General features: G+C 41.7%; 11 protein-coding genes. 1 reads left to right on the top strand and 10 read right to left on the bottom strand.

Annotation, left to right across the window (positions count from 1 at the left end; genetic code table 11):
• The first annotated feature begins 69 nt into the window (after positions 1 to 69).
• Positions 70 to 858 carry a glucosamine-6-phosphate deaminase gene (locus RS893_RS21430; protein ID WP_315787737.1) on the top strand — a complete coding sequence of 263 codons (789 nt, stop codon included), beginning with the start codon at positions 70 to 72 and terminating at the stop codon, positions 856 to 858.
• Here RS893_RS21430 and RS893_RS21425 read toward each other — a convergent pair.
• The 10 genes from RS893_RS21425 to RS893_RS21380 form a co-directional block, all read right to left on the bottom strand.
• A complete protein-coding gene (locus RS893_RS21425; RefSeq protein WP_315787735.1) occupies positions 855 to 1,871 on the bottom strand; it encodes a DUF3445 domain-containing protein in 1,017 nt (338 codons plus the stop codon). The two genes, RS893_RS21430 and RS893_RS21425, sit on opposite strands and share 4 nt — an antisense overlap.
• A 64-nt stretch (positions 1,872 to 1,935) precedes the next feature.
• Positions 1,936 to 4,860 carry an NHLP bacteriocin export ABC transporter permease/ATPase subunit gene (locus RS893_RS21420; RefSeq protein WP_315787733.1) on the bottom strand — a complete coding sequence of 975 codons (2,925 nt, stop codon included), beginning with the start codon at positions 4,858 to 4,860 and terminating at the stop codon, positions 1,936 to 1,938.
• 221 nt (positions 4,861 to 5,081) lie between these two features.
• On the bottom strand, positions 5,082 to 7,403 hold the full coding sequence (locus RS893_RS21415; RefSeq protein WP_315787731.1) for an NHLP family bacteriocin export ABC transporter peptidase/permease/ATPase subunit: 2,322 nt from the start codon (positions 7,401 to 7,403) through the stop codon (positions 5,082 to 5,084).
• Between the two features lie 139 nt (positions 7,404 to 7,542).
• Positions 7,543 to 8,982, bottom strand: coding sequence for an NHLP bacteriocin system secretion protein (locus RS893_RS21410; RefSeq protein ID WP_315787729.1), 1,440 nt, complete (start codon positions 8,980 to 8,982; stop codon positions 7,543 to 7,545).
• 117 nt (positions 8,983 to 9,099) lie between these two features.
• The gene (locus tag RS893_RS21405; protein WP_315787727.1) at positions 9,100 to 10,197 is read right to left on the bottom strand and encodes a cyclic nucleotide-binding domain-containing protein; all 1,098 of its coding nucleotides are present in this window, start codon (positions 10,195 to 10,197) and stop codon (positions 9,100 to 9,102) included.
• Positions 10,198 to 10,549: 352 nt separating this feature from the next.
• Positions 10,550 to 10,747, bottom strand: a complete 198-nt coding sequence (locus RS893_RS21400) for a hypothetical protein (protein WP_315787725.1) — start codon at positions 10,745 to 10,747, stop codon at positions 10,550 to 10,552.
• 103 nt (positions 10,748 to 10,850) lie between these two features.
• Positions 10,851 to 11,117, bottom strand: a complete 267-nt coding sequence (locus RS893_RS21395; protein ID WP_315787723.1) for a CTB family bacteriocin — start codon at positions 11,115 to 11,117, stop codon at positions 10,851 to 10,853.
• Between the two features lie 109 nt (positions 11,118 to 11,226).
• Positions 11,227 to 11,439: a CTB family bacteriocin gene (locus RS893_RS21390; RefSeq protein ID WP_315787721.1), complete on the bottom strand. Its 213-nt coding sequence runs from the start codon at positions 11,437 to 11,439 to the stop codon at positions 11,227 to 11,229.
• 89 nt (positions 11,440 to 11,528) lie between these two features.
• Positions 11,529 to 11,741 carry a CTB family bacteriocin gene (locus RS893_RS21385; RefSeq protein WP_315787720.1) on the bottom strand — a complete coding sequence of 71 codons (213 nt, stop codon included), beginning with the start codon at positions 11,739 to 11,741 and terminating at the stop codon, positions 11,529 to 11,531.
• A gap of 90 nt (positions 11,742 to 11,831) precedes the next feature.
• Positions 11,832 to 12,044 carry a CTB family bacteriocin gene (locus RS893_RS21380; protein WP_315787718.1) on the bottom strand — a complete coding sequence of 71 codons (213 nt, stop codon included), beginning with the start codon at positions 12,042 to 12,044 and terminating at the stop codon, positions 11,832 to 11,834.
• Positions 12,045 to 12,095 lie beyond the last annotated feature (51 nt).

Raw genomic sequence — 12,095 nt, 5'->3', positions numbered from 1 at the left:
TCTCAATCTAAAATCTAAAATCCAAAATGGTATTACAGAGTCTCTTTATAATTCATAGTTGATAATTCAATGCCAACTGCCAAAAAATTGTTTCATGTTGATGAGTTGAATGTGCAAATTTATAACGGTGAAACTGAATTAGCCCAGAATGTAGCAGAAATTGCACAGAATTATTTACAGGATGTTCTACAACAAAATGGTAATGCTACTGTATTGCTAGCTACAGGTAATTCTCAGATTAAATTTCTCGATGCATTGATAGGATTGGGTGGCATTGATTGGTCGCGGGTTACTTGTTTTCATTTAGATGAGTATTTAGGAATTTCTGCTACTCATGCTGCTAGTTTTCGGCGCTACCTGCGGGAACGTTTCCACAATCGAGTCAATCTGAAAGAATTTCATTACATAGAGGGTGACACTTTAGAACCAATACTAGAATGCGATCGCTACAGCAAATTATTACAAGCACAACCAATTGATTTGTGTTGCTTGGGTGTGGGAGAAAACGGACACATCGCTTTCAACGATCCATCTGTGGCTAATTTCCAAGATCGTTACAGCGTCAAACTAGTCAAATTAGATCAAGTTAATCACCAGCAACAAGTAAAGCAAGGTCATTTTGCTAGTTTAGAAGCTGTACCAAAATATGCTTTTACTGTTACTATTCCCACAATTTGTTCTGCTAAAAAAATTCTTTGTCTTGCGCCAGCATCACATAAAGCTAAAATAGTCCAAAAGATGTTACAAGGACAGATCAGCACAGATTGTCCTGTTTCTGTGCTGCGTAAATATTCTCAGACAACACTGTTTTTGGATGAAGATTCTGCTTCACTGCTTAGTCAAAGTTTGATGTCTTAAACCTGGTCTAGCCATGCTAAAATCTCGGCTTTACTGTCTGCCAATCCCTTATAAATGAGAGATTCCGGTCTCATCGAGTGAATTGCAGCAGATAGTTGGTACCGCAACTGTGGGTCTTTTTTGATCACATGACAATCCCGAAAGTAGGTGCGGATAGTAAATAGCGCCGCCTCACACTCTGGTAATCCCCAAATCACTTGACGCTCTATTCGCAGATACAAGCGAGGATGCTCCCGATTAAAATTTCTACCTAGCCATTGTTTGACTGACACATTTGGCGGTGCTTCGGGGTGATGGTTCAGGCGAGTGTCAGTACTTAAACCCCAAGCAAAGCGTACCATTGGTTCCCGGATAATCATGGTGTTGACAATGGCGTTAGCGCGGCGATTAATTTTTTCTATACCTGCCACAGGTACATGAACTGTGGCAAAGTCTTTGCCAATTTTCTCTTCTGCTGACCAGTGGTTGGGATAGCACAGATGAATTGCACTTACCCAATTGTTACCATTTTTTCTACGGGAGATTACAGTGATATCTTCTTGTATCTGTGCCGCCAACGCATCGAGAGTAGAGGCATAAGGTGGAATTATTGAGCTAGTTTGTGCTATTTGTATCTGGTAATTTGGATCTAGATAGAGAGACTCTCCTGTCAGTTGATTGTAAAATTTGATATCAGCGTTGCTCCCGCGTTCGATGTGGAAGTATTGTGGGTATTCTTGAGTGAGGCGGTTGATAATTAATTGAGCGATCGCACTAGCTACAACATTAGAATAATTACTAGTTTGATAGTACTTGCTCAATCTTTCGGTGCGCCCAGCAAGCTTTACATCACGATAGTGAGCAAAGTTTTCATCTATTTGAAATACTTGTTGGTCAACTTGACCATTACCAATGTCGTTGGTTAAAGGAATTAAACCAGGTTTGACCTCATAGCGTCCATTACTCAGCGGAAAGTAGTAAACTGCATCATTAGATGCTTCAACAGTTTTAGCTTCCATCAATAATTGAAGCATAGGCTCATACCGTTTTACTATCAGTCTGACACGACTAAAATGGTGAATTAGTCGTTAGCCTCTATTACAACATCTGTCTTGCCATTAACTGAGCAAACAGTCCTTGTTGTTGTGCTAGTTCGTCGAAACTACCTTGCTGTACGACTCTACCCCCCTGGAGTACATATATGCGATGAGCATTACGGATAGTGCTAAGACGGTGAGCGATCGCAATTCTGGTTACTTGTAATCTTTCCAAGCTTTCACTGACAATTGCCTGAGTTCTGTTATCTAAAGCACTAGTAGCTTCGTCAAATAACAAAATCCGGGGTTTCAATACTAATGCTCGCGCAATTAATAACCTTTGTCGTTGTCCCCCGGATAAGTTAGTAGCACCCTCGCTCACTACTGTATGCATACCCATCGGCATACCTTCGATATCGTCGGCTAAACCAGAGGCTCGTGCTGCGTCCCAGGCTTCTTCCATCGTAATCATTGCCCCGCTAGCAATATTATCAAAGATCGAACCCGACATCATCCGGCTATTTTGCATCACCACACCCAACTGCCGACGCACAGCATTCACATCTAGTCCAGCCAAATCTTGTCCATCGTAGTAAATCGTGCCAGACTCCGGATGATCGAAACCCAGCAATAAACGAAACAGAGTTGATTTACCACTTCCAGAAGGGCCAACAAGGGCAATATACTCTCCTGGTTCAGCTTTGATGGTGACATCATCTAAAGTCAGCGGCCCATCATCTCGATAGCGAAACACCACATGGTCTACAAGCAACTTACCCGATAGTCTGCCAGGATCGGTTTTGCTGGCAGTGATTTCTGGTATGGCTGTGAGAATTGGTTCCGCACGTTTCCACATCGGTAAGACTCGCATAACGTCCACAACTGTGGTACTTAAACTAGTCGCTCCACCAATGAAGCTACCAAAGGCAGCATTGAAGGCGAGGAAAATACCAGTAGATAAACCGCCACCTTCAGGTGAGTCCTGAATCATACTAGCAGCAACCCAAAATAGAAGAGCATTTGTTAGAGGTGGCAGCACTTTAGTGATGAAAGTCACACCATCTTCAATACCCTGAGTTCTCAACATCAGTTTGAGTTGATGAGTGTATTGTCTACTCCAGTAGGCAAAGGCTCGTGACTCTGCTCCTGAAACTCGGATTTTCGATACACCATTAATCAACTGCACCATCACACCAAAGATTTGCCCTTCTAGCTCTAGCAAGGGACGGAACTTTTGTACAGTCAGAATACCAGAGAAAAGAGTGATAGCAATATTGACAACAGCAACAAAACATGCAAGCAAAGCAAGCGTTGCACTGTAGTAAAACAACAGTCCAAGATTAAGCAAAGAAAAGAAACTAGAGAAAATACTTTTGATGACAGTACTACTTAATTTCTGGTGAATTTGAGAAATGCTACTCACCCGAGATTTCAAGTCACCAACTGAGTACTGACGGAAAAACGACGCTTGCAAATTTAACAGCCGATCCCATACCGCCGCCTGTGTAGAAGATTCTGCAAAAGTCTGTAGTCTGATAATGGCAAATGCTTGAGTCAGTTCAAACATCGTTTGTCCAAAGGTGACAGCCAAAAGACCTAAGCCAATTTGCGTTAATAATCCCCGGTTAGCATCCGGAATGGCATTGTCGATCAAGATAGCAGTTGCTTGGGGTGTCAGCATCCCTAGTACAGTGGTGATCACTCCCGCCAGCATAATGTAAATTAGCTCTTTGAAGTGTCCTCGCAGGGCAAACTGGAGTAAATCTTGAATTTTAAATTTTGTATCAGGAAAAGGTCGATAAAATACGTAGCCAGTCGGAGCTAAATTAGCAGCAGAGCGCTCATCTACACGGGTACGAGTCCGCTCCAGGGGATCAAAAATCTCGTAACGGTTGTCGGATATCGGTAATATTGCTACAGGGTGGTCGTCTTTGGTGTAAGTAAGTACGGGGCCAGAATCTTTTTTCCACCACTTGTCAGCCAAAGAAATCCGACGCATCCTGACTCGGGAAGCACGAGCGATCGCTTCTAGTGGTTCTGCTACCCGTCTAAGATCCTCTGACTGGGCTGGTGGGCAAATCTTAATCCCTAAAGCACGTCCCACCGCACCAGCAGCAATCATTAAAGCCTGATCTGAAGTATCAACCGACTTTGTCTCTGGAGGAAAAGCTGATTTCCGTACTTCTAGCACGGATGACAGTTCCCCCAAAGCCTCCTGCATTACCTGATAATTGAGACGTTCCCTTTCTTGAAACCTCCGTAATTCTGCGGTTATTTCCGATTGCTCCAACAGTTCAATACCTTGAAGAAAATAGGTTGTCAGTTGGGACAAACTTTTTAATATCGTATCTCCATTTTGCAGATCCGAAGTTTCACTAGTAGCAAGCTCAACAATACTATCTGCCTGCAACCACATATCTGCACTCAAAGGCAAAATGCCAGAACTGGGATAAATTTGTAGTTTTTCAATTCCCATCCAACGAACATACCCTTCCTGAATTTCCACCCAAGACACTGTATCAGGTTGGGGTTGGAAAATATCACTTTTATTTAAGGAGAAAAAGTTAATTCCTTCTGGTTTGACAGGCATTGCTGGAGGAACAATTTCAGACAGTGCCAAGCCTAGCTGATTCACCCAGTCATCCACCAGCGACACAGCCTCACCATCTTTATTGGCAATCAACCTGTTAAAATCTGCCTTGGACATCTTCAGGAGTTCTGTCTCCTCCATCGATACCGCTAGAATCTGGCGTTGCTCCTGATTTTGACTAGGTATTGTCGAGAACATCGCCTCTCCATCTCCCAAAGTCAATAAATAACGCCGAGAACCCTCCGGTACACCATCCTTAACAGCGATCACAAACAACGCCATCGAACCAGACTTAATCAACCAAACCGTCTCTGGGTCATTTAAAAGTATTGGTTGATTACCCTTTAATATATATTCTTGTCCCTGTGGGATAACAAAACTAATTTGATTAATCATAAATATTAATTAATAGTCAATAGTCATTGGTTATTGGTTAGTAGTTAGTGGGTAGAGACGCGATGTTCCTCGCGTCTGTACATTAGTGGTTAGTAGTTAATAGTCTTTACTCTTCACACTCCACCCTACGGGAAGCCACTTGCGTGTCTACACACTCCACCCTTACCTTAAGCCGCTACGCGTCTACACACTCCTCACACTCCCCACACTCCCCACCTCCCCTAAAGCGCTCCCCCCTCACTACGAATCAACTCCAAATACTTACCCTCAACCTGCTTCAATTCATCGTGGGTTCCGCGCTGGATTACCTTTCCTCGTTCGAGGACAATAATTTCATCACAATCGCGGATCGTGCTGAGGCGATGCGCCACTATAATGCAAGTACAACCACGCTGGCGGAGTTTCCGGTCAATGATTTTTTCGGTCTCAGTATCAAGAGCGCTGGTAGCTTCATCCATTACTAAGATTGCGGGATTATTAACTAAAGAGCGGGCAATTTCCAAACGCTGTCGCTGACCGCCGCTCAAATTGCTGGCACCTTCTAAGAGTTCAGCACCATAACCCCCTGGCAAGGAAATCACAATATCGTGGATTGCTGCATCTTTACAAGCACGCACCAAATTACTTTCTGGTACAGTAGTATCCCAGAGCGTCAAGTTTTCTCTAACACTGCCAGCAAACAGAAAAATATCCTGTTCTACTAAAGCCAGAGAATTAACTAAAACTTGCCGAGGAATTTCACTTCTGGGTTGACCATCAAACAGGATCTCTCCTTCCCAAGGTTCATATAGCCCAGCGATCATTTTGGCGATCGTAGACTTACCAGAACCACTTCCACCAACTAAAGCAACGCGCTGTCCTGGTTTAAGCGAGAAATTAAAGTTTTCAATCAAAGGAGCAGCAATCCGGTTATAGCCAAAAGTAACATTGCGTAGCTCGACATACCCTTGTAATTTAGTTGCAGGAGCAGCAGGTACAGGAACGGAAGAAGACGCCGAAAGCTTCTGAGCAGGTGACGCGGAGAGTGCTTCATATATATTCCCAAGATCCCCTTTTCCTCCTTGTCTCCCTTGTCTCCCTTCGCCCCCTTGCCCTCCCTGTCCCCCTTGTCCTCCCTTTTCCCGAACCGTCGGGTTACGCAACACATCATCAAGACGGGTGATACTACCTTCTACTTCTTGCAGGCTACTTCCCAAAGTAATGAGATTGTTCACAGGCTGCATAAACTGTTGCATCAAAGCCTGAAATGCCACTAGCATCCCAATGCTTAAATATCCATCTATCACCCGCAAACCGCCTACAGTGATCAGCAACATGGAGGCAATTCTGGAGAGGAAAGAAGGTAACACTCCTAATGCTTGGTTAGTTACATCCATTTCTTGTTGAGTATTGATCGATTTGGCATAATAACCTGCCCACCGCGAGAAGAAATCTGACTCCAAGCCCGATGACTTCAGCGTTTCCATACTCTGGAGACCAGAAATTGAAACTCCAGTTACTTTACCTTGATCCTGTTGATATCGCATATTGGCATCAACGCGTCGTCTTGATACCCACTGCAAGGCGAGGAGATTAAAAGCGACAAAAGCTATGCCAATCGAAGTTAGCACAACGTCATATTGCAGCATGATCACTGCATAAAAAATTACCGTTACTGCTGCGATCGCTGTGGTTGCCAATTTACCGGAAAGTAGACCTGCTAAAGAGTCGTTAAGCTGCACACGGCTGCTGATTTCTCCTGCAAATCGTTGATCGTAAAAACTCACAGGTAAATGTAAAATATGCCACAAAAATTGACTGGACATACCTACAGATAGCTTGATTTTCATCCGACGCAGAGACTGCAACTGTAGTAGAGTCAAAAATCCAGTAATTACTGCTGTAAATACAATCCCCCCAATCAGGGGATTCAACCATTCTTTGCGACCCTGAATTAAAATATTATCTACAAATACCTGGGAAAAAGCTGGCATTGCCATTCCAGGAATTACCAAGAACAATCCTGCTACCACACAATAAACAAGTGCCACAACCGAAAAGCGCATTCTTTGCCACAAAGCTGCAACAATGCTGGGTTTGCGTCCCCCTCTTTTGAACTCTGGGCCAGGCTGCAAAACCAATACTACACCTGTAAAAGAATTGCTAAATTCCTGCATAGAGACATGGCGTGGCCCACTAGCAGGATCATTGAGATAAACTCGATCCTTACCAAATCCTTCTACAACTAGGAAATGGTTGAAATTCCAAAACACAATGTAAGGACATTCCATTTCCCGTAGTCCATCCAAATCTGTCTTGAAACCTTTGGCATTAAACCCATAGCTTCTAGCAGCAGCGAGGACGTTAGTAGCTTTACTCCCATCACGCGATACACCGCAATCTTGACGGAGTTTCGCCAACGGCACAATTCGACCGTAATAACCAAGAATAATTCCTAAAGAAGCAGCGCCACATTCCACAGCTTCCATTTGCAGCAGCGTGGGAGTATGACGCCGAGTATCTTTACGCTTTTTAGGTAGTGATTTTAATATTCGCTTTAACATAGTTATTTATCAATAGTTAGTAGTTAGTACAGACGCGAGGAACATCGCGTCTGTACATTAGTGGTTAGTAGTTAGTGGTTGGTTATTCTCCTCACACTCCCCACCTCCCCATCTCCCCACCTCCCCATCTTCCCAATTCCTACGATCCACCCAAAGACTTCAGAATGGGTAATACAAAATTAATTGGTGCTTCTTCTTTCACGGTGATCCGTACAGAGGAAGTCGTACCAGGAGTGATTTTTTGTTCTGGGCCTTTGGAAGAAGACCATTTGTAACCACTGAAGGTTGAAGTGTCTGGTTGAAGTTCGGCGATGACTTGGATCTGAGGTTGTGCTGTGACTAAACTATTGACGATGTCTGGATTGCCTACGACCTTAGCTGCACCTGCTTTTGTAATCGGGAAGGGTGAAACATCGGTGATTGTGCCAACAATACCGCCAAAGCGTTCCCGCTCGACTGTAGAAGGTGTAATTTGTAACTTCATACCCTTGCGGAGCTTTTTACCGTCATTAACAGGAATAAATGCAACTGTTTGTAATTTTGTAGACGGTGTTTGTTGAATATCAATTGTGCCAATGCGAGTTCCTGGAGCCAAACTTTGTCCGGGATTGACGGTAAGTTCTAAAATACGTCCAGTATAATTACTGATAAATTGAGAGTTATTTTTTAAATTTAATTCTAGTTGGGCAATGGTGCGCTGCAAATCTTGAATCTGATTTTTCCGAGTCACTGAAGCTTGGAAATTTCGTTCTGCTAAGCTTTTTTGTTGAGCGTTTAGTTCTGTCAACTGGGTTTTAAATTTATCAATTTGGTTAAGATTCTCTAGGTAGGACTTTTGGGCTTGAACCTGATTGATATCCAGTTGCTTGAGTTGTTGTTTGAGTTCAGAAATTTTTTGCAGACTATTGAGGTAAGTTTGTTGTGCTTCTAACACTGTATCATCTGAAATAGCTCCTTCATTTTTGAGTGCTTGACGCCGCTCAAGTCTTACTTTGAGAGTAGGAGCTAAAGTTTCAGCATCGCGCAAATTTTGTAATAGATTTTGTCGCTGTTGATCGATCGCATCCAAATTTTTACTTTTGAGAATTGGATTTAAAGCTTGGGCTTGCTGCAATTGTACTTCTAAGTTTTGGCGCTGTTGAGCGATCGTTATGATTTGCTGTTGAGTGCGTTGGTCTTGCAGTGAATTAGCATCTTGATCTTGGGCTTGCAGTTGTGCTAATTTGGCACGCTGTTGTAGCAGTTGCGCTTGCAGTTCATTTTGGTCAATTGTTCCCAGTACTTGTCCTTTCTTAACGAAGTCGCCCACACGCACATTTAATGTCTGCAATTGACCTGAAGAAGGAAAATCGAACCCGACTACTTTGCTAGGAAAGATAACTACACCTTTACCCTCAACTGTAATCGGGATACGACCCAATACACTCCAGGCCAAACCTGCTGCAACCAAAGTACCCAGACCAATTAAAGGTAGCCACTTGGTCGGGCTAATTACTTGCATTAACTGATCTAAGCGCTCAGGTGAAGATGAATGATCTAAGGCTTGTTTGCGAAATAAATTATTTTTTTGAGTAACCATAATCTTATATCAGTTATCAGTTAGAGACGCGATTTATCGCGTCTGTACAGTTATTAGTTACGCGATAAATCGCGTCTGTACAGTTATCAGTTATCGGTTGATAACTGTTCACTGAATTTAAGTGCGGCTAATTCTTTTCAGCATCCAGTCAAATCTGGCTCCAGCCAGCGCTACTTGCCCTAAAAAGTCAGAGTTCAGTTCGTTCTCATATTCGATATTTTCACCCAGCGACTGACCCGTACTATAACTAAGTCTGCCGTACCCCAACCGACTAACTATTGCTTGTTGTTTATATGCTAAAAGAACTGCCAGAACTCGATAAAAACGGGCAGCAAAAGCAACATCGTGCAGCAGTTTAGCGGCTAATCGCCAGCGAGGAATTGACAAGACCATCGAATCCTCTGCGGCTTTCACAGTCATAGAGGGTGGAGGAGCCTCCACAAAAGGGGTTTCTCCGACAATGTCGCCTCGAGACAAGTTCGCAAACTCGCGTTCTACAGTTTCGCTGTCTTCTAAATTGGAAAATGCACGGGCTAAAGGATTGCGATCGTCCTCAGATGTAGAAAGTGTCAATTTTCCATCGAGAAGGATATGCAAAGCTTCTACAGGTCTGCCGCTAGGAATAAGAACAGCACCTGCGGGAATTCGGTTTACATCCCCTGCAACAATTAACCAATCAATATCGCTATCATGCAATTCTGCAAAAATAAATAAGATTTCTCTCAACCGAGGTTGGCTGAGGACTAATGTACTGTGACCAAGTTGACTAACTATTTTTTCTAGTCTGTCTGCAAGCAGAATTGCACTTGCTCGGTAAAGATGGGCAGCAAAACCGACATCTTGTTTCAGTTTTGTTGCTAACTGTTGTTGCGGAATCACTAAAACCTGGGAATTTTTGAGTGCTTTAACAGTGGTCGAAGGCAAGTATGACTCTATAAAAGGAATTTCTCCTACCATTTCTCCACTAGATAATCTGGCGATTTCCCGCCCTGACATTTCACCACCTTCTAAAGCAGCAAAGGCACGTCCCAATGGGTTGTTGTCAGCCTGAGATATAGAAACTGTTAATGCTCCATCTAAGAGAATATATAAAGCATTGACAGGTTCGCCTTGGCGGATGAGAACTTGACCTGTAGAAATTTCTTCTCTACTACCAGTCTTCAGCATCCAGTCAATATCACTATTACTAAGTTCCTTGAGTAGAACTTCTGTCATAATTAGACTCTCTTATATTTTCTAAGGGTATGAGAGCGTTTTTACTTGGTAAAAAATTTAACAATGGAAATAAAAAGGCTTTGCAGAATGCAAGCATAAGATCGAGTGATCTTTGTTTGAACCTTTGTGTAACTATCTGAGGTAGGTTAGGAATTTATGCAGCCATTCAATAATGTTATATTTCTTTACAATATTTCCTGCTTCAGCACGCCAACTTCAGACCAGTTCTTTCGAGGCGAGTTGTATAATCTCTTTTTTCTAGTTGTGTTCTGGTATATATCTGCGATTGATAAGTTCTTGATTTAACTGTTAAGAGGTTATAGAGTTTATTTTCGAGGATTTGTATTCACGTCTATAAATCCAAACCTAAAAGAGGAATCGCAGAGAAGATTTTATCCACAGATTGGGAAACTGACTGTGTTAAATCATCGGGAACTAGACTCAGTTGCTTAGCAACATATTGAGTATTCTCTATACCACCAGCTAAAGTATTTATTTCTTGCTCAGTCAGTTCTATAATTTGATTGTCGTTAAATATTTCATCTGACATAACTTTCTCCAATTTTTTTAAAGATTTCAGTTTATAAAAACAGAGAATTATTCATGGTTGAATAAATTTTTCTTTTCTCTGTTTTTTGTCAAAGTTAGAATATTTAGCTAATATTTAGATCTTGAATAGCAGTTGATTCTATATTAGTAATTTCGATGTGTAAGGAATTAAAAGAACCTTCTGAATTTACAATGCTTACCTGATCTAAGACAAATTTACTTTGTTTGAAATTAGCTATATTTACTTGGCTAAATTGATTAATATCTTTAAACAATTCAGATAGGTTGAGACCTCCTGATACTTCATCTAATTCTTCCTCAGACAATTCTGTGATTTTATTGTCTTCATCAGTTTTAATTTTCTTAGACATGTTTTATCCTCACTTCCTACTTATTTGGTAAAGCAGAGTAATCTTAATTATTGAATAAAATAATCAAAATTTCCTCTGCTAATTAAAGAAGAATTGTTGATTGATGAACTTAAGCTTCTGCTTGTTTTTGAACAACAGATTCAAGATCTAAATACTGAATATCTGTCGTTGAAACAGAACCAAAGGGAGTAGCAGCTGAAGCTGATTTAATACTCTCTTGGCTAGTTGCAAAAGCAGCAAGTTCATTCAGGCTAGCGCCACCAGCTACTACATCTAGTTCTTGTTCAGACAATTCGATGGATTTGTTGATTTCGTGAGACATAATTTACCTCGTTTGTTTGTGTTGTTTGTGTTTTTTTTGAAAGCAGAGATTACCTCTGCTAATCAAAGAAGAATTGTTGATTGATGAACTTAAGCTTCTGCTTGTTTTTGCACAACAGATGCAAGATCTAATTCTTGAATATCTGTTGTAGAGAAAGAGCCAAAACCAGTTGCTGCTGAAGCTGATTTGATACTTTCTTTTTCAGTTGCAAAAGCAGCAAGTTCATTCAGGCTAGCGCCACCAGCTACTACATTTAGTTCTTGTTCAGACAATTCGATGGATTTGTTGATTTCGTGAGACATAATTTACCTCGTTTGTTTGTGTTGTTTGTGTTTTTTTTGAAAGCAGAGGTAATCCTCTGCTAATCAAAGAAGAATTATTGATTGATGAACTTAAGCCTCTGCTTGTTTTTGCACAACAGATTCAACATCTAAACTTTGAATATCTGTTGTAGAGAAAGAGCCAAAAGCAGTTGCTGCTGAAGCTGATTTAATGCTCTCTTGGCTAGCTGCAAAAGCAGTAAGTTCATTCAGGCTAGCGCCACCAGCTACTACATCTAGTTCTTGTTCAGACAATTCGATGGATTTGTTGATTTCGTGAGACATAATTTACCTCGTTTGTTTGTGTTGTTTGTGTTTTTTTTTGAAAGCAGAGGT

Source organism: Fischerella sp. JS2, assembly GCF_032393985.1.
Lineage (GTDB): Bacteria > Cyanobacteriota > Cyanobacteriia > Cyanobacteriales > Nostocaceae > Fischerella.
This window is presented reverse-complemented; position numbering and strand designations above follow the sequence as displayed.